The organism is Siccirubricoccus deserti, from assembly GCF_014283215.1.
Taxonomy (GTDB): Bacteria; Pseudomonadota; Alphaproteobacteria; order Acetobacterales; family Acetobacteraceae; genus Siccirubricoccus; species Siccirubricoccus deserti.
The window spans coordinates 110,526-129,205 of sequence record NZ_JACOMF010000011.1 but is presented as its reverse complement, the minus strand read 5'-3'; the positions used below and the strand labels follow the sequence as shown (position 1 = coordinate 129,205).

At 70.1% G+C, this 18,680-nt stretch carries 15 protein-coding genes; 3 read left to right on the top strand and 12 right to left on the bottom strand.

The window, feature by feature from the left end; genetic code table 11:
- Positions 1-41: 41 nt before the first annotated feature.
- The 7 genes from H7965_RS11855 to H7965_RS11825 all read right to left on the bottom strand — a co-directional run bounded on the left by H7965_RS11855 (position 42) and on the right by H7965_RS11825 (position 8,403).
- Entirely contained in the window at positions 42-1,670 is a 1,629-nt protein-coding gene (locus H7965_RS11855) for a peroxidase family protein (protein WP_186770787.1), read from the bottom strand.
- Positions 1,671-1,853: 183 nt separating this feature from the next.
- Entirely contained in the window at positions 1,854-2,822 is a 969-nt protein-coding gene (locus H7965_RS11850) for a Bug family tripartite tricarboxylate transporter substrate binding protein (protein ID WP_186770786.1), read from the bottom strand.
- Between the two features lie 50 nt (positions 2,823-2,872).
- Complete coding sequence (locus H7965_RS11845; RefSeq protein ID WP_186770785.1) at positions 2,873-3,949, bottom strand: ABC transporter ATP-binding protein; 1,077 nt, start codon at positions 3,947-3,949, stop codon at positions 2,873-2,875.
- Positions 3,949-4,785: a sn-glycerol-3-phosphate ABC transporter permease UgpE gene (gene ugpE / locus H7965_RS11840; RefSeq protein WP_186770784.1), complete on the bottom strand. Its 837-nt coding sequence runs from the start codon at positions 4,783-4,785 to the stop codon at positions 3,949-3,951. Before ugpE ends, H7965_RS11845 begins: the two co-directional genes overlap by 1 nt.
- A 61-nt stretch (positions 4,786-4,846) precedes the next feature.
- The gene (ugpA, locus tag H7965_RS11835) at positions 4,847-5,728 is read right to left on the bottom strand and encodes a sn-glycerol-3-phosphate ABC transporter permease UgpA (RefSeq protein ID WP_186770783.1); all 882 of its coding nucleotides are present in this window, start codon (positions 5,726-5,728) and stop codon (positions 4,847-4,849) included.
- 57 nt (positions 5,729-5,785) lie between these two features.
- Complete coding sequence (gene ugpB, locus H7965_RS11830; protein ID WP_186770782.1) at positions 5,786-7,117, bottom strand: sn-glycerol-3-phosphate ABC transporter substrate-binding protein UgpB; 1,332 nt, start codon at positions 7,115-7,117, stop codon at positions 5,786-5,788.
- 116 nt (positions 7,118-7,233) lie between these two features.
- Positions 7,234-8,403 (bottom strand): diaminopropionate ammonia-lyase, encoded by a 1,170-nt coding sequence (locus H7965_RS11825; RefSeq protein WP_186770781.1) that lies wholly within the window; start codon positions 8,401-8,403, stop codon positions 7,234-7,236.
- Positions 8,404-8,478: 75 nt separating this feature from the next.
- Between H7965_RS11825 and denD the strand changes: the two genes are divergently transcribed.
- Entirely contained in the window at positions 8,479-9,465 is a 987-nt protein-coding gene (gene denD, locus H7965_RS11820; protein ID WP_186770780.1) for a D-erythronate dehydrogenase, read from the top strand.
- 63 nt (positions 9,466-9,528) lie between these two features.
- Here denD and obgE read toward each other — a convergent pair whose 3' ends face one another.
- From obgE to H7965_RS11800, 4 genes are all read right to left on the bottom strand, one after another.
- Positions 9,529-10,530: a GTPase ObgE gene (gene obgE, locus H7965_RS11815; RefSeq protein ID WP_186770779.1), complete on the bottom strand. Its 1,002-nt coding sequence runs from the start codon at positions 10,528-10,530 to the stop codon at positions 9,529-9,531.
- Positions 10,531-10,689: 159 nt separating this feature from the next.
- Positions 10,690-10,959, bottom strand: a complete 270-nt coding sequence (gene rpmA / locus H7965_RS11810; protein WP_186770778.1) for a 50S ribosomal protein L27 — start codon at positions 10,957-10,959, stop codon at positions 10,690-10,692.
- 12 nt (positions 10,960-10,971) lie between these two features.
- Positions 10,972-11,289: a 50S ribosomal protein L21 gene (gene rplU, locus H7965_RS11805; RefSeq protein WP_186770777.1), complete on the bottom strand. Its 318-nt coding sequence runs from the start codon at positions 11,287-11,289 to the stop codon at positions 10,972-10,974.
- Between the two features lie 300 nt (positions 11,290-11,589).
- The gene (locus H7965_RS11800; protein WP_186770776.1) at positions 11,590-12,564 is read right to left on the bottom strand and encodes a Bug family tripartite tricarboxylate transporter substrate binding protein; all 975 of its coding nucleotides are present in this window, start codon (positions 12,562-12,564) and stop codon (positions 11,590-11,592) included.
- A 254-nt stretch (positions 12,565-12,818) separates the two neighbouring features.
- Between H7965_RS11800 and H7965_RS11795 the strand changes: the two genes are divergently transcribed.
- Entirely contained in the window at positions 12,819-14,072 is a 1,254-nt protein-coding gene (locus tag H7965_RS11795) for an ABC transporter substrate-binding protein (RefSeq protein WP_186770775.1), read from the top strand.
- 158 nt (positions 14,073-14,230) lie between these two features.
- A complete protein-coding gene (locus H7965_RS11790) occupies positions 14,231-15,220 on the top strand; it encodes a Bug family tripartite tricarboxylate transporter substrate binding protein (RefSeq protein WP_186770774.1) in 990 nt (329 codons plus the stop codon).
- A 164-nt stretch (positions 15,221-15,384) separates the two neighbouring features.
- Here the strand turns inward: H7965_RS11790 and H7965_RS11785 are convergent, their stop codons facing one another.
- Positions 15,385-18,234 (bottom strand): PAS domain S-box protein, encoded by a 2,850-nt coding sequence (locus tag H7965_RS11785; protein WP_186770773.1) that lies wholly within the window; start codon positions 18,232-18,234, stop codon positions 15,385-15,387.
- Positions 18,235-18,680: the final 446 nt, after the last annotated feature.

Genomic DNA, 18,680 nt, shown 5'->3' with positions numbered 1-18,680 from the left:
GGCCCAGGGCCGCCGGCGGTCTCCACCGACGGCCCCTCGGCTCAGGCGAAGCTGCTGGCCTCGTTGATCGGGTCGAGGTCACCGACCAGGCGCAGAAGATCCGGCATGGTGAAGCTGCCGGCCTGCGCTGCCGGTAGCGTCGGCGTCCACTTGGGGTCCTTGCGGCGGAAGCTCTCGGCGTCGCCGTCGAGGAAGCCGACGAAGACTTCCGCCAGGATGCGGCTGCCGACCGGGCCGAGGCGATTGCCCTGGTTCCCCTTCAGCTGCGCCTCCTTCAGGATGTAGTACCAGAGCGGCGTGTCGCGATGCAGGCCGAGTTGCGCCGCCTTGGCGCCATCCGGCCCGCTGCCCTCGATCTCGCTGGCCGAGAGCGGTGCGATGTGCATCGCCTTCGCCACCGCCTGCCCGCTCGGCAGCTTCATCTTCACCCCGCGCTTCAGGTTGAGGAAGGGCAGGCTGTCGGACGACTGCGCCTCACGCGGCAGCTTGTGCAGCGCCGGCACCAGATAGGGGTCGAGCAGCCGGGCGTGGTTCAGGTGGAAGTTGTTCTGCGCCGGCTTGGCCTGGGGCGGTGGCGCCTTCGGCTCGCCGAGTTCGTAGAAGCGGTGCCAGTCGATCGGCCAGTCGCCGGGCAGCGAGGGGACGAAGATCGGCGGGATCAGCGGGCCGCCGTTCGGGATCTGCAGGCTCGGCACCCGCAGCGCCTGCTGCAGCGCCTGCGCCGCCGCCCGGTCGCCCTGCGGCGGTACCAGGTCGCCGACGATGCCGCCCGACTTGCCGGTGAAGTTGAACAGGAAGGGGAAGGTGGCAGGGCCGCCGCCGGGTCCCGGATTGAAGGCGCGGTTGTGGCTGTAGTCCTCCCGCACCATGGAATGGCCGAGCCGGTAGGCGGCGACGGAGAACTCCACCGGCATGTAGGGTTCGTGGTACTCGCTCTGCTCCTCGAAGCGGTAGAATTTCCGCCCCTTGGTGAGCACGTCCTGCAACTCGTTCATGTCGATGAGGCGGTCGAGGAAGTCGAACAGCACGATGTGCTGGTAATGCCAGCGCACCAGCCGCCGGGCCTCCTCGAAGCGCTGGCCGGCAGGCACCTTGGCCTCGGCGTCCAGCAGGTCGACCACCTTGTTGTGGAATTTCATGATCGCTAGATGGGTCTGCGCCACCAGCAGGTTCTCGTCGTTGCGCGGATCGGCGATGACGGCGAGGCCCTCCCGCGTGCGCGGCAGGTCGTTCGGCAGCCCGGCTTTCACCCCGGGATCGCCACCGCCACCGGGGCCACAGCGGCCGATGAGGAGCTTGCGGCCGTCGCGCCGGTCGTAGAGATGCGGCATGGCGCCCGGCCCGCCACCATAGACGCTGTCGAGGTCGAGCCGTGGGGTACGGAAGTTCAGCAGCCCGCGCGGGTCGTTCACCGCCTCGCCGATTGCCGAGGTGTCGAAGGTGATGTCGTGGTCGATGAACTGGCCGAGATAGGTGTAGCCGGCGGGCACGTTCAGGTTGTCGGCCGAGGTGTTGTCGTCGAGCATGGTCGCGGCAAGCTGCCGCAGCTTGTCGTCATCCACCTCGAGCGCCGGCAGCTTCGGGAACATCTGGCCGAAACGGCCGAACTCCTGCTCCCGCCGGACGGCCTCCTCCAGCCCCCGCGGCAGCATCCCATGACGTCCTTCCATTGCGCTCTCCCATGGCTCAAATCGCCCCCGCCCGGCGGACTGCGCCGGTGGCAAGCCGTGGGAGGATGGCAGGGAGCCGGGGCGGCGTGCTGTAACCAGGGTCACAGCAGCCATCGCGTGGAGATCACGGCTGCGCCAGACGTTATCGTCTGGCGCAACGCCGTTGTGGGCCTGGGTTCAGTCTCAGTCGATGCGGATGCCGGCGTCCTGGATGATGGTGCTCCACTTGGCGATCTCGTCGCTCAGCCATTTCGCCGCCTGCGCCGGGGTGGTGTCGCTGCGCACCATCATCGTCAGATCGGTGAGGCGGCGCTGCACATTCTCCTGCTCCGCCACGCGGTTGAACGCGGCGTTCACCGCCTCCACCACCGCGTCCGGCATGCCGGAAGGCGCCAGCACCATGTGCCAGGTGTAGCTTTCCGCATTCGCCACGCCGCCCTCGGCGAAGGTCGGCACATCGGGCGCCTGGGCGATACGGCGGTCGGCGGAGATGCCGAGCGCCCTTGCGTCGCCACGCTGGGCATAGGCGAGGCCGCTGGCGGCGACGTCCATGAACATCGCCAGGCGGCCGGAGAGCAGGTCCGGCATGGCGGCGACCGAGCCGCGATAGGGCACATGCGTCATCTTGAGGTTGCCGGCGCGCTTCAGGAACAACTCGGTCGCCAGATGCACCGCACCGCCGTTGCCGCTGCTGCCGTAGTCGTACTTGCCGGGGTTGTCGCGCAGCAGCTTCACCAGCCCGGGCAGGTCCTGCGCCGGCAGGTCCTTGTTCACCAGCAGCACCATGGGGATGACGCCGAGCAGCGCGATGGGTGTGAAATCCGCCACCGGGTCGAAGGGCAGGCGCGGGAACAGCGGCCGCAACACCGAATGGGCGATGGTGTTGTAGAGCAGCGTGTAGCCATCCTTCGGCGCCTTGGCGACGACCTCGCTGCCGACCACCACGCCGGCGCCGGTGCGATTCTCCACAATCACGCGCTGCGGCAGGATCTTCGAAAGTTCATCGGCGAAGAGCCGGGCAGGAATATCGGTCGGGCCGCCGGCGGCGAACGGCACGATCAGCCGGACGGGCTGGTTCGGCCAGGTGCCTTGTGCGATGGCGGGGCAGGCCAGAGCGGTGGCGCCGATGGCAAGCAGGCTGCGGCGATGCATTGCGGTCTCCCGGGACATGTTCCCGAGAGTGCTGGCCACCGCCGCCGCGGTCAACCGGCCCGCAAGGGTTCGATCCGCCGTCCATCCTCGCGGCCGAAGACATGCAGCATCTCCGGCGGCAACGCGACCCACAGCGTCCGGTCCTGCGGTGCCATGCCGGCAAGCTTCACCACCAGGGCCTCGCCATCGGCGAGGCTGCCGTGCAGCACCGTCTCCGAGCCCAGCGGCTCCACCAGGTCGAGCGCCAGGGCAAGGCCATCCGCCGCCAGGATGACATGCTCCGGCCTTATGCCGATGATCAGCGGCAGCCCATCAGGCCCCGGCCGTGGACCGTCGGCGAAGCGGATCACCGGGCCGGCGCGCAGCTCCACGGCGGCGCCGCCCTCGGCCAATCTGCCCTCAAGGAAGTTCATCGCCGGGCTGCCGATGAAGCCGGCGACGTAGGTATCGGCCGGCTTCGCCCAGATCTCCATCGGCGTCGCCACCTGGGCCGCATGGCCCTGGTGCATCACCACCAGCCGGTCGCCGAGGGTCATCGCCTCCACCTGGTCATGGGTGACGAAGAGCGAGGTGACGCCGAGGCGCTGCTGCAGCCGGCGGATCTCGGCCCGCATCTGCACCCGGAGCTTGGCGTCGAGGTTGGACAGCGGCTCGTCGAACAGGAAGAGCTTCGGCTCGCGGACGATGGCGCGGCCCATCGCCACGCGCTGGCGCTGGCCGCCGGAGAGTTGCTTCGGCCGGCGCTCGAGCAGCGCCTCGATCCCCAGCAGCGCCGCCGCCTCCCGCACCCGCCGCGCCACCTCGGGCCGCGGCAGGCCGCGGATGCGCAGGCCGTAGCCCATGTTCTGCGCCACGCTCATATGCGGGTAGAGCGCGTAATTCTGGAACACCATGGCGATGTCGCGCTCGGAGGGTTCCAGCGCCGTCACCTCCCGCCCGGCGATGCGGATGCTGCCGGCGCTCGGCGTCTCCAGGCCGGCGACGATCCGCAGCAGGGTCGACTTGCCGCAGCCGGAGGCGCCGACGATGACGATCATCTCGCCATCCTCCACGGCGAGGTCGATGCCGTGCAGCACATGGGTGGGGCCGAAGGATTTGCGGATCCCGGAGACTTCGAGCGTGGCCATTACTTCTCGGTCTCCGTCAAGCCCTTGACGAACCATCGCTGCATCAGCACCACGACCGCGACCGGCGGCAGCAGCGACAACACGCAGGTGGCCATGACGATGTGCCACTCGGTATTCGCCTCGGAGCCGATCATCTTCACCATGCCGATCACCACCGTCTCGACATCGGCCGTGGTGGTGACCAGCAGCGGCCAGAGATACTGGTTCCAGCCATAGACGAACAGGATGACGAACAGCGCCGCCATGTTGGTGCGCGACAGCGGCAGCACGACATCCCAGAGGAAGCGCAGCGGCCCGGCACCGTCCATCTTCGCCGCCTCGACGAACTCATCCGGGATGGTCATGAAGAATTGCCGGAACAGCAGCGTCGCGGTGGCCGAGGCGATCAGCGGGATGATGAGGCCGGCATAGGTGTTCACCAAGCCGAGGTCGGAGACCACCTTGAAGGTGGGGAAGATCCGCACCTCCACCGGCAGCATCAGGGTGATGAAGATCGACCAGAACGCCAGCATCCGCCCGGGAAAGCGGAAGAACACCACCGCATAGGCCGAGGCGAAGGAGATGGTGATCTTCCCCACCGCCACCAGCACCGCCATCAGCATGCTGTTCCACAGCATGCTGCCGACGCCGATGCCGGCGGTGGCCGCGGCGCCGGCGCCCCAGGCGGTGCGGTAATTCTCCAGCGCATGGCCGCCGGGCAGCAGCGGCACCTCGCCGCGGCCGATGGTCGCCGCGTCATGGGTCGAGCCGATCAGCACGATCCAGATCGGCAGGGCGAAGGCGATGACGCCGAGGATCAGCAGGACATGGGTGAGCCACGCGCGGCGCGGCGCCACGCGCGGCGCCTCGGCCGCGCTTCGGCCCGCGGTCACGCCCGGGACGGCGGCGACAGGGGCTTCAGTAGTGGACACGGCGTTCGATGAAGCGGAATTGGATGGCGGTCAGGGCGATGACGACCAGCATCAGGATCACCGATTGCGCCGAGGAGGAGCCGAGGTCGAGGTTCACCCGGCCATCGATGTAGGCGCGGTAGATCAGCGTCTCGGTCGATTTCGCCGGGCCGCCCTTGGTCAGCGCGTCGATGATGCCGAAGGTGTCGAAGAAGGCATAGACCAGGTTGACCACCAGCAGGAAGAAGGTGGTCGGCGACAGCAGCGGGAAGACGATGGTCCAGAACCGCCGGACCGGCCGCGCACCGTCGATCGCCGCCGCCTCCAGTACCGATTTCGGAATGCTCTGCAGCCCGGCCAGGAAGAAGATGAAGTTGTAGGAGACCTGCTTCCAGGCGGAGGCGAGGATCACCATCAGCATCGCCTGGCCGCCATTGAGGCGATAGTCCCAATCGAGCCCGGCGGCGTTCAGTGCCCGGCCGATCAGGCCGACCTGCGGGTGGAACAGGAAGATCCACAACACCGCGGCGACCGCGGGGGCGATGGCATAGGGCCAGATCAGCAGGGTGCGGTAGGCGCCGGCACCGCGGATCTGCTTATCGGCCAGCACCGCGAGCAGCAGCCCTGCCGAGAGCGAGAGCGCCGAGACGCTGACCGAGAAGACCAGCGTGTTCCAGGCGGTTTCCAGATACAGCGGATCGGCCAGCAGATCCGCGAAATTCTCGAAGCCGACGAAGCTGGTGCGGATGCCGAAGGCATCCTGCCGCAGGAAGGCGAACCACACGGCCTGCCCGGCCGGCCAGAAGAAGAAGACGATGGTGATGGCGAGCTGCGGCAGCAGCAGCAGCGCCGGAAGCGTCATGCCCCTGAAGACGGTCTTCCGTTCCAAGCGTGAACTCCTGGGTTCCAGGGAGGGCAGAGCCCTCCCCGGGCTTGCGGCCGGTGCCTAGCTTCGGTTCGCCCGTTCGAAATTCCGCAGCGCCACATTGCCGCGCCGCTGCGCGGCCTCCAGCGCCGCCGTGGCGCCCTGCTGGCCCTGCAGCGCCTTCTCCAGCTCCTCCTGGATGACGTTCCGGACCTCGACGAAATTGCCGAGCCGGAAGCCCATGCTGTTCGGCGTCGGCTCGGCGCGGGAAAGCTGGACCACCGCGGCATCGGCGCCGGGGTTCTGGACGTAGAAGCCCTCGGTCTTCGCCTTCTCGTAGGCGGCGATGGTGATCGGGACGTAGCCGGTCGATTTGTGCCACCAGAGATCCTGGTCCACCTCGCTGATGAAGCGGAAGAACTCCGCCACCCCGCGGTACTCCGCCGCCGGCCGGTTGCGGGCCGAGAGCGCCCAAAGGCTGGCGCCGCCGATGACGCCGTTCTTCGGGCTCTGGATCACGTCGTCATGGTAGGGCAGCGGCACGGAGATCCACTTGAAGCGCGCCTCGCGCTCCACCCGCGCTCGGTTGCCGGCGGAGTTGAAGCTGATGGCAACCTCGCCGGTCGGGAAGATGGCATCGGCGGCGTTGTCGCGCCCGCCATAGCGGAACAACCCGTCCTTCTGCAGCCCCAGCAGGAATTCCATGTGCTTGCGGAAGAAGGGCGCGGTGAGCTGCAGCTCGGTGTTCATCCCCTCGAAGCCATTGGCCCGGGTGGAGAAGGGCACGTCGTGGATCGCCGCCATCTGCTCGAACATCACCCAGGTCGGCCAGGCGGTGGTGATGGCGACCGGCGCGGCATTCGCCGCCTTGATCTTCTCGGCGGCGGCGCGGACCTGCGCCCAGGTCTTCGGCAGCTCGGTGGTGGAGAGCCCGGCCTTCTGGAAGGCATCGAGGTTCAGCCACATGATCGCCGAGGAGGAGTTGTACGGCATCGAGATCAGCCGCCCCTGGGTGTCGCTGTAGTAGCCGCGGACACCGGCGATGTAGCGCTTCGGATCCAGCTCGACGCCGGCATCGGCCAGCAGCGCATGCACCGGGCGGATGGCCGGGCCGGCGGCCATCATCGTCGCCGTGCCCACCTCGAAGACCTGGGCGATGTGCGGCGGGTTGCCGGCGCGCCAGGCGGCGATGGCACCGGTCATGGTGTCGATGTAGCTGCCCTTGAAGCTGCCGACGACGGTGTAGCGGTCCTGGCTGTCGTTGAATCGCTTGACCTGCTCCGCCACCCGCTCCCCGAGCGGGCCGGCGAGGCCGTACCAGTACTGGATCTCGGTGCGGGCCTGGGCTCGGGCCAGGCTGGGCGCGGCCAGGCTGAGCGCGGCGGTTCCGGCGATGAGGCTGCGGCGCTGCATGATGGCGCAATCTCCCGTTGCGTTGTTGGTGGGCGGCGCAGTAGCCGCCGGGCTTTGCGGCAGGGTTACGGTTCAGAGACAGCTTGATGAAGCGGCCGCCCCCGCGCAAGCCGATGCTACGTGCCTTCCACCAGCTTGGCATACAATGCCGGATCGGTGGCGCCCTCGGTGCCGAACAGCAGCACCCGGCTGCCCTCCTCAAGGCCGAGGGCGGTGCGGCCGAAGGGGTCGCGCGCCGCCAGCAGCAGCGCCGCCAGCCCCGCCACCGCGCTTTCGCCGGCCACCACCCTGGGCTGCCGCCGCGCCAGCAGCTTCATGCAATCCACCGCCGCCGCATCCGGCAGGGAGATGAAGGCGAAGGCGCTTCGCTCCAGCTCCTGCCAGGCCAGCAGGGAGGGCTCACCGCAGGCAAGGCCGGCCATCAGCGTGTCCAGCTCACCCTCGATGGCGGTCAGCTCGCCGGCCTCGGCGCTGGCCAGCAGGCAGGCCGCCCGGTCCGGCTCCACGACGATGAGGCGGGGCACCCTGGCGCCGTAGCGCGCCCGCATCTGCGCCGAGACCGCCGCCGCCACGCCGCCGACGCCGCCCTGGACGAAGACATGGGTCGGCGGCTCGGGCAGCGCCTCGGCGGCCTCCTCGGCCATCAGCCGGTAACCCTGCATCACGTCGCGCGGCACCTCGGTGTAGCCGGGGTAGGAGGTGTCGGAGACGACGAACCAGCCGTCCTTCTCCGCGGTCTTCTGCGCCGCGCGCACGGCGTCGTCATAGGTGCCGGGCACCACGCGGATCTCGGCGCCATAGGCGGCGATGGCGTCGCGGCGGCCCTGGCTGACCGCCTCATGCACGAAGATCACGCAGCGGGCGCCGAAGCGCTGCGCGCCCCAGGCGACGCTGCGGCCATGGTTGCCATCGGTGGCGCAGGTGACGGTGATGGCCTGTGTCGCAGACTTGTGCTTGCCCTCCGCCAGCTCCGCGGCAGTGGCCGCATTGGCCACGCCGCGCTTCGCCAGCTCCGCCTGCAGCAGCTTCATCACCGCATAGGCGCCGCCGAGCGCCTTGAAGCTGCCGAGGCCGAAGCGCCCGCCCTCGTCCTTCCAGTGCACCGCAGCCACTCGCGCCGCTTGCGCCACCTCGGGCAGCGGCAGCAGCGGGGTCGGGGCGTAGCCGGGCCAGGAGGCGATCTCCTCCTGCGCCCGGCGGAAGCCGGCCTCGGGCAGCACCACGACGCCGGGAGTGCCGTGGTGGCGGTTGAGCATCAGGCGGAAGGGGCGACGGGGTATGGTCATGCGGCCCTAGTATTGCGCGGCGCCCGGCTCTTCGCCAAACCAGGCTTCGGGAGCGGGCGCGGGAGAACGAGAGCCATGCAGATCACGATCCTGGGCGGTGGCGGCTTCCTCGGGCAGAAGCTGGCGCGGCGGCTGGCGACGGATGCTGCGCTGGACGGAAGGCCCATCACCGGCCTCACCCTGTTCGACCTGCAGGCGCCGGCGCGGCCGAATGCCCCCTTCCCGGTCAGGGCCCTCGGCGGCGATGTGGCCGATCCGGCGCAGGTGGCGGCCGCCATCCCGCCCGGCACCGATGTCGTGGTGCATCTGGCGGCGGTGGTCTCGGCCCAGGCGGAGGCGGATTTCGACCTCGGGATGCGGGTGAACCTACAGGGCACGCTGGCGGTGCTGGCGGCCTGCCGCGCTCTCCCGAAAGCCCCGCGGGTGGTCTTCACCTCCTCCGTCGCCAGCTTCGGCGGCGGCCAGGACGCAAGGCTGGAGGATGATGCGCGCCAGCTTCCCGGCAACAGCTACGGCGCGCAGAAGGCGATCGGCGAGCTGCTGCTGCAGGATGCCAGTCGCAAGGGCTTCCTGGATGCGGTGAGCCTACGGCTGCCCACCGTCATCATCCGTCCCGGCCGGCCGAACAAGGCCGCCTCCTCCTTCGTCTCCGCCATATTGCGCGAGCCGCTGCTGGGGCTGGAGACGCCGCTGCCGGTGCCTGAGGAATTCGCTGTCTGGATCTGCTCGCCGCGCCGGGCGGTGGAGTGGTTCCTGCATGCCATGGCGATGAATACGGCGTCGCTCGGCCTCGACCGCGGCATCAGCCCGCCCGGCCGCAGCGCCACCGTGGGCAAGATGCTGAGCGCGCTGGAGACGGTGGCCGGACCGGCGGCGCGACGGCTGGTGAAGCCGGCGCCCGATCCGGCGATCGAGGCCATCGTCGGCAGCTGGCCGGGCAGCTTCACCGCCGAGCGGGCCCGCAAGCTGCTAGGCTTCTCGGAACAGGAATCGCTGGAGGAAATCGTCCAGGCCTTCATCGAGGACGACCTGACGGCGACGAAGGCCGAACGCAGCCTTTAAGCTCTGGCCGGTCCAGGAGGGCGTTCGCCCCTGGCGGTAGAGGCAGCGCCTTTTCCGGAAGGCTCAGGTGGTCTCCCGCACCGGGATCGCCGATTTCAGCACCCGCAGCAACTCCGGCACGCCTTCACCTGTGGCGCCGGAGATGAGGTGCACCTTGGCGCCGGAGGCGCGCTCCAGCGCCTTCACCCGGCTGCTGCGGGCCTGCGGCGTCATCGCATCCACCTTGTTCAGCGCCAGCACCTCGGGCTTCTCGGCCAAGCCGTTGCCGTAGCCGATCAGTTCTTCCCGCACCGTGCGCCAGGCGCCGGCGGGGTCGGGCTGGCTGCCGTCCACCAGATGCAGCAGCACGGCGCAGCGCTCGACATGGCCGAGGAAGCGGTCGCCGAGTCCGGCGCCCTCATGCGCACCCTCGATCAGCCCGGGGATATCGGCGAGGACGAACTCTTCCGAGGCATTCAGCCGCACCACGCCGAGCTGCGGATGCAGGGTGGTGAAGGGGTAGTCGGCGATCTTCGGCCGCGCCGCGCTGACGGCGGCGAGGAAGGTGGACTTCCCGGCATTCGGCAGCCCCACCAGCCCGGCATCGGCGATGAGCTTGAGGCGCAGCCAGAGCCAGCGCTCCTCGCCCGGCCAGCCCTTGTCGGCGCGGCGCGGAGCGCGGTTGGTGCTGGTCTTGTAATGGGCATTGCCGAAGCCGCCGTCGCCGCCGAGGGCGATCACCACCCGCTTGCCCACCACATCCAGGTCAGCCAGCAGGGTTTCCTTGTCCTCGGCGAAGATCTGGGTGCCGACCGGCACCTTCAGCACCACATCCTCGGAGCCAGCGCCGGTGCGGTCCTGGCCGGCGCCGTTGCCGCCCTTGCGGGCCTTGAAATGCTGCGCGTAGCGGTAGTCGATCAGGGTGTTCAGCCCATCCACCGCCTGGACGATGATGTCGCCGCCCTTGCCGCCATTGCCGCCGTCCGGGCCGCCATACTCGACGAAGCGCTCCCGCCGGAAGGCGATGACGCCATCGCCACCATCGCCGGCCTTTACCCAGACCTTGGCTTCATCGAGGAATTTCATCTTCTCTTCCGTCGTGCGGCCAGCTGCCACACCAATCCTGCCGGTCCGATGGGCCAGGGGCGAGCCCCCTGCACCCCAAGACTGGTTCCTGAAACGCAAACGGGGGCCCTGTGGCCCCCGCGCTCAACATTCCTGCAAGGGGGAGCCCCCGCGGTTGGTCTACTCGGCCGCCTGCACCAGCGGCACGACCGAGACGTGCACGCGATCCTCAGCCTTGCGCTCGAACTTCACATGCCCGTCGACCATCGCATGCAGCGAGTGGGTGCGGCCGACCGAGACATTGCTCCCGGGGCGCATCTTGGTGCCGCGCTGGGTGACGATGATGTTGCCGGCGCGCACGACCTGGCCGCCGAACAGCTTCACGCCAAGGCGCTTGCCGGCGCTGTCGCGCCCGTTGCGGGACGAGCCGCCCGCCTTCTTGTGTGCCATGGTCCTGCTTCCTTATGCCGAAGCGATGTCGCCGATGCGCAGCACCGTCTGGTGCTGGCGGTGACCGGCCTTGCGGCGGCTGTTCTTCCGGCGGCGCTTCTTGAAGATGATGATCTTCTGGCCACGGTTCTGCTCGACGACGGTTGCGGTCACGCTCGCGCCGGGCACGGTCGGGGCACCGACGGTCAGCCCAGCCTCGTTGCCGAGGGCGAGCACGTCGTGGAAGGTGATGGTGGCACCGGGCTCGGCCTCAAGCCGTTCCACCGTCAGGACGGCGTTCGGTGTCACCCGGTACTGCTTTCCGCCGGTGCGGATCACTGCGAAGGTCATCTGCGGCCTCAACTGGTCGCGCCAGGACTGCGAACCGGGGGCGGCGCAGCCCCGGCGGGATAGGGCCAATGGCGTACAGGCTGTACCATGCGCGCGCGAAAGCGCGGCCCTGGCACAGACCCGGCCACCGGAAGGCGGAGCGTATAGGGGCGCGGACCCCCTTGCGTCAATCCCGGGCGCGGAGTCTCCGGGCTGGCGACCCTGGCCCGCGATCGCCCTGGGTGGAAACACCCAGGCGTGAACGCCGGCTCAACAAAGCCTGGCCCGGTGCCGCCTGGCCACGGTCAGGCCTGCACCGGGCTAGGGCGTGATCCCCTTGGCCTGCACCAGCGCCGTCCAGCGCTCAAGGTCGGTTGCCAGCAGCCGGCCGAGCGCCGCGCCGTCCTCGCCGCTCGGCACGCCGCCCTGCTCGGCGAAGCGGGCCTGCACCTCGGGGTCGGCGTGGGCCTTGCGCACCGAAGCCAGCATCCGCCCCACCAGCGCCAGGTCCAGCCCCTTCGGACCGAACAGCCCGTACCAGTAGGAGAGGGTGAAATCGACACCTGCCTCCTTCGCCGTCGGCACCTCCGGCAGCGCCGACACACGGCCGCCGGCGGTGCCGATGGCCACCACCCGCACCGTGCCCGCCCGTACCGCGCCGAGCACCGTCGGCGGCGCCGCCAGCAGCATCTGGATCCGCCCGGCGACCAGGTCGGTAAAGGCTGGGCCGGCGCCGCGGTAGGGCACATGCGTCATTCGGGCCCCGGCCGCATCCAGCAGGGTCTCGGCATAGAGATGCAGCGAGGAGCCATTGCCCATGGAGCCGAAATTCAGCGCGCCCGGATCGCGCTGCGCCATTGCCACCAGCTCCGGCAGGCTGCGCGCCGGCAGCGCGCCGGGCACGGCGATGACCGAGGGGTAGTCCACCAGCAGCGCGATCGGGGTGAAATCCGCCCGGACATCAAGGCCGAGGTCGGGCATCAGCGGCGGCGCGGTGGCCAGGGAATTCTCGCTGAGCAGCAGGGTGTAGCCATCCGGCCGGGCCCCGGCGACCAGCCGCCAGGCGATGCTGCCGCCACCGCCCGGCCGGTTCTCCACCACGAAGGACTGGCCGAACGATTCGCCGAGCTTGCGAGCATAGAGCCGGGTGACGAAATCCGTGGTGCCGCCGGGCGGCCAGGCGATGATGAGGCGCACCGGGCGCTCCGCCGGCCAGGCCGCCTGGGCCTGGGCAAGGCCCGGCGCCAGGCCAAGGGCGAGCAATAGCGCCCAGCGGGCGATGCGGCATGCGGTCATGATGGTCCTCCCCGGCGGCGGCGCCGTTGCACAGGGAAGCCTAACCCAGGCCCTGGTCCGGGCGAAGTCATCCGGGTGGCGCAATCGGTTCGCCGGGTCAGGGACCACGGCGGGCTCGGGCATCCGGGCCTCCACGCCACGATCGCATCCGGTCGGGCCCAGCGAATGCTTGGTCCGGCGCCGCGATCAGGTCTAGCGTGCCGCACCGGTCGGGCACCCGAACGACCCGCTGCCGCAATCAGGAAGACACGCCCATGACGGCACTCGCTGACCGCGCCACCCGGCGCAGCCTGCTCACGGCCACCGCCGCCGCGCCTCTTGCCACCGCAGTTGCGCCACGCTGTGCCCGGGGTCAGCGCCCAACGATCCGCATCGGCGTGCTTACCGATGTCTCCGGCCCCTATTCCGACAACACCGGCCAGGGCTCCGCCGTCGCCGCCCGGCTCGCCATCGAGGATTTCACCCGCGACAATCCCGGCATCCGCGCCGAGGTCCAGATCATCGATTTCCAGAACCGCGCCGAGGTCGGGCTCAACGCCGCCCGCGGCTGGTACGACCGGGAAGATGTGGACGTGATCCTGGACGTGCCGAACTCCGCCATCGCGCTCGCCGTCGCCAACCTGGCGCGGGAGAAGAACAAGGTGGCGATCTTCACCGGCGCCGCCTCCTCCGACCTCACGGGCCGGGCCTGCGGGCCGAACCACCTGCACTGGGTCTACGACACCTGGTCGCAGGCGCATGCCACCGCGACGGCGCTGGTCGCCGAGGGCGGCGACAGCTGGTTCTTCATCACCGCCGATTATGCCTTCGGCCACTCCACCGAACGCGACGCCGCTACTTTCGTCCGCGCCGCCGGCGGCAAGGTGCTCGGCGCCGCGCGCTATCCCTTCCCCGCCACCACCGATTTCTCCGCCCAGATCGTGCAGGCGCGGGCGAGCGGGGCAAAGGTGCTGGGCCTTGCCAATGGCGGCGCGGACATCGCCAATTGCGTGAAGCAGGCGGCCGAATTCGGCCTGCAGCGCAGCGGCGTGCGCATCGCCGCAATCCTGATCCTGCTGCCGGAGGTTCATTCCATCGGCCTGAACGCCGCGCAGGGCCTGGTGGCGACCGACACCTTCTATTGGGACCAGGATGACGGCAGCCGCGCCTTCGCCAGGCGCTTCCAGCCGCTCTACCGCGGCATCATGCCGACCCACATCCACGCCGGCGGCTATTCGGCCACGCTGCACTACCTGAAGGCCGCCGCCAGCATGGGCGTGGCCGCGGCCAAGGCGGATGGCGCGGCGGCGATCCGGCGGATGAAGGAGATGCCGACGGACGACCCGCTGTTCGGCCGCGGCATGGTGCGCGCGGATGGGCGGAAGATCCACCCCGCCTATCTGTACCAGGTGAAGGCGCCGGCCGAGAGCCGCGGGCCCTGGGACTACTATCGCCGGCTGCGCACCATCCCCGCCGACCAGGCGTTCCGGCCCCTCTCGGAGGGCGGCTGCGCGATGGTCCAGAGCTGATACCGCGGACTTTCCTTCCGGCCTGCCCCGGCATGGGCTTGGGGCTGGCGCCGAGGCACGGCAGTATCCCGTGGGCACCACGGTCGAGGACCCGCTGCCGCGCCGGAAAGGCGCCACGCAAGCAAGCCGGCGAAATTTGCCGGGAGGAGGACGGGTAGATGAGACGATCCAGGCGAGGGCTGCTTGGCGCAGCGGTTGCACTGGCACCCGCATCGGCACTCGCAATCGCATCGGCCCGGGCACAGGCCTGGCCGGCCCGCCCGATCACCATCGTGGTCCCTTTCGTTCCCGGTGGCCTGCCCGACAGCAATGCACGCTTCATGGCGCAGCGCCTCGCCGAGCGGCTGGGCCAGCCGGTCGTCATCGAGAACCGCCCCGGTGCTGGCGGCAACATCGGCGCCGAAGCGGTCGCCCGCGCCCGGCCGGACGGCTACACGCTGCTGTTCGGCACCATGGGCACGCATGGCTCGAACCCCGCCCTGTACCGCAACCTGCCTTATGATGCGCTGAAGGATTTCACCCCCATCCATGCCCTGTTCGCCGACAACAACATTGCCGTGGTCGGCGCCAGCAGCCCCTTCCGCAATCTGGCCGATGTCGCCGCCTTCGCCCGGGCCAATCCAGGCAAGCTGAATTTCGGCTCCGGCGGCGTCGGCACCGGCGTGCATCTGGCCGGGGCGCTGTTCCAGAAAGTGTCCGGCATCGACATCGTCCATGTGCCCTATCGTGGCACACCCGCGGCACTGAGCGATGTGGTGGCCGGGCGCCTCGACCTGATGTTCGACTATGCCGTGACCAGCGGGCCGCTGATCAAGGACGGGCGGCTGCGGCCACTGGCGGTCACCGGCAAGCAGCGGCTGTCGCTGCTGCCCGAGACGCCGACCGTGGCCGAGGCCGGCTTCGCCGAGGCGGAGCTGGACGTCTGGTCCGGCCTGTTCCTGCCGGCCGGCGTCCCGCCCGCGATCAGCGCCACCCTGGCAACGGTGACCGCCGAGGTCCTCGCCCAGCCGGAGACGATACGCTGGGCCGAGCGCACCGACTCCGGCCGGATGCTCGGCGTGTCGGAGGAGCGCTTCCGCCGCTTCATCGAGTCCGAGCTGCTGCGGTGGCGCGACATTGTCGAATTTGCCGGGGCGCGGCTGGATTGAGGCCAGCGGCAAGCCGCTGAAGCGGATCGCCGTCCGGTTGGGCGGCGGTCCACTTCGGCCTGCCGCTTCAAGGGCAGAAGTCACGCCTTCAGGCTTCCAGCCTTCCGGCGATCCGCTGCAGCCTGTCGATTGCAGAGCGGATTCACGTCCCTCCGCGACCTGCTCTACCCGCCGGTCTCCACACCGCCGGCCAGTGCCCGCGCCAGGGGAACCTCGATGGTGCAGACCAGCCCGGCCTCATCCCATCGCCGGTCGACGCGGCCGCCGAGCTGTCCCTTCACCGTCGCCTCGATGACGCGGGAGCCGAAGCCACGCCGCTCCGGCACCCCCACGACCGGCGGGCCGCCGTCCTCCGTCCAGCGCAGCCGCAGCCACCCTCCCGCGCCCTCGACCTGCCACGCCACGCTGACATGTCCGCCCGGCGTGGAGAGTGCGCCGTATTTGGTCGCATTGGTCGCCAGCTCGTGCAGCGTCATCGACAGTGCCTGCGCCGCGGCCGGCGAGACGGTCAGCGCCGGCCCCATCACATCGACGCGCGGCTGGTCCGCCACGGTTTCCGCCTCGGCGCCATCGGCAGCCGGCAGGAAGGCGGCCAGCTCGGCGGTAACCACCGCCTGCAGCTCAGCCCCCGTCCATTGCCCCTGCGCCAGCATGGTGTGCGCCCGCGCCAGCGCCGCCACCCGACCTTCCACCGCACGCACGAAGCTGCGGATGTCCTCGGCATGGGTCAGCCGCACCGCCGCCGACACCACGGCCAGCGCATTCTTCGCGCGGTGGTCCAGCTCCCGCATCAGCAGCGCCAGCCGATCGAGCGCCTCCTTCTGCGCGGTGATGTCGCGCATGATGCCGATATGGCGCACTGGCCGGCCGTTCGCATCGGCCACCGCCTCGGCGCAGGACAGCATCCAGCGCACCGCGCCGTCGCTGCGGCGGATGATCCGCATCTCCAGCTCGGGCAGCGCTCCTACCACCGTGGCAGTCTCGGCCATCGCCAGCCTGGATCGTGCCAGATCCTCGGGATGGATCAGCGAGGTGAGCAGCTCGCGCGTCACCGGCGTGCCCGGCTCCACCCCCCAGAGCCGATAATTGCTTTCCGACCAATGGCGCATGCCGCTGGCGAGGTCACGTTCCCAGGCGCCAATGCCGCCTGCTTCCTGCGCCAGGCGCAGCCGCTCCTCCGAGGCACGCAGCGCAGCCTCGGCCCGGGCTGCATCGGTGATGTCGGCATTCACCCCGATCATGCCGAGGAACTCGCCGCCGGGGCCGAACCGAGGCTGCGCCACGGTGCGCAGGACCCGGTACTCGCCATCGCCCCGCCGGTACCGCGCTTCCTCGGTGAAACCCTTCCGGGCCTGCATCGCCGGACCGACCTGCTGGAACACGCGATCCCGATCCTCGGGATGGATGCTCGCGCTCCAGTCGAAGGTGTCGAAACCCTCGGGACCGACGCCCCAGAACTCCCTCAGCGCGGCGTTGAGGTAGAGGCATTTACCCTCGGCGTCGACCATCCAGAGCATCACCGGCGCGCTCTCCGCCACCAGGCGGAACCGCTCCTCGCTTTCCCGCAGCGCCGCCTCGGCCCGAGCCCGGTCGAGGTGGTCGCGGCGCCGCTGCTCGATGTCGCGGAAGGCAACGGTGATGCCGCCATCGCCCCGCGGGTAGATGTCGATCTCGATCCAGCGGTGCGTCACGGCGGAGATGGTGCAGAGATGGACGTCCTCATGCCGCGCGGCAGCATAGCGCTTGGCCTCCCAGGCGGCGCTGCCGACCGCCTGCGGGAGCAGCTCGTCGAAACGGCAGCCGAGCACCTCCTCCAGCCGCAGCCTCCAGAAGGCCAGCGCGTGGTCGCTGGCAAAGATGATGTGCCCATCCGGGTCGAGCGCGTAGAGCGTTTCGCCGATGCTGGCCAGCACCTCGGCGTTGCGCCGGTTGGCGCCCCGCAACGCCGCCTCGGCCCGCTCGGTGGCGTCGCGCAGCACCTCGAACTCCGCCACCCCCGCAGGCACCCCCGCGGACAGCGGCAGGCCGGTGACGGCCGGTCGTTCACCGCCGGCACCCTCGGCATGGCGCACCAGCGCGAAGACCGGGCGCAGGATCCGCCGTGAGAGCGCCGCACTGAGCGCGATCCCGAACGTCAGGGCGAAGGCCCCGCCCGCCGCAAGACCCAGCTGCGGATTGAGCCAGGCCGCGCGGTAGGCGGCGAAGGTCTCGCCAACCGCGAGAGTCCAGCCCGGCGCGGCGACAAGGCGCTGGAACGCCAGGATGACGGCTTGCTCATCGATCGCGGTGCCCTGGGCGATGCCCCGGTCCCGACCCTCGATGGCCGACAAGTACCAGGCCGGGACGGCGCCGCCCAGATACTGCTCATGCCCGGCCGAGCCCGCCGCGACGAGGCCGCTGCCATCCACCAGGGTGGCGAACAGGCCACCGCTCAGCTCCGGCGCCACAAGGGCGCGCGACAGGATCGCAAGCTCAAGGCGGGTGCCGAGTATCCCCACCACGCGCCCGGCGCGCAGGATCGGCACCGCGACACCCGCCACGGCTTGGCCCGGCGCCGCCCCGACCATCACGTCGCTGACCACGGGCTGGCCGGTGGCGAACAGCCGCGCCACCCCGCCGGCACCCCGCATGACCGGAAGCTCGGGATCCTTCGAGGAGAGGGCGGGGAGACGCTGGCGCAGGTCGCGCCCCAGCACGACCACGGGGCTGCCGAGCAAGGCGCCGGCGCGCTCGGCCTGGGTGCGGAACATCACCGGCTCGGCGGCCTCATCTTCCGCCAGCACGTCGAGCGCCGGCGATGCCGCCAGCACCGAAAGCCCCGCGAGGTGGCGGCTGATCTCCGAATCCACTGCCGAGGCGAGCGCGCGCGCCGTGTCTGCTAGGCGATCCTCGAAGGCGAGGCGGCAGATCTGCGCCATGTGCCATGCAGTGACGCCGCCCAGGGCGAGGGATGGCAGCAGGACGGCGAGCACGAGGCCCAGCAGATGCGCGCGAAGGCCAAGCCGCCGACGCATCGCCGGCGCCCTGTCGGCATGCCCTGGGCTGACGCTGGCCGCCCTGCCCCGGCTGACGCCACCCGGCGCCACGGAGTCCCGGTGCTGGGGTGCCGGCAGCCTCTTGAACGATGCGCCCCCTGCGGCACGCGGCGGGCCCATGGTGGCGGCTTCCACCCGGCCGACATGCGACCGGCCGCCGACCTCACCATCAGACAGGCCGGCCCGCGACGTCACACGCTATGTCCCGGCCATCTGCGGACACATCCCAAGGCGCGGGAATGGCCCGGCCGGATCCCACGGTCCCCGGAATGCCGGAGGCATGTTCCGCCATCGCTTGGGCGGTGGTGGCACTTTTCCGCGTCCCCCTGTCCAGGAATGGCTCGCACCGCCCGTATTGGCGCCTGTGCAAGCCGCGACGGCCCATCTGCCGATGATGGAGATGCACCCGGCATGTCCCGGCCGAC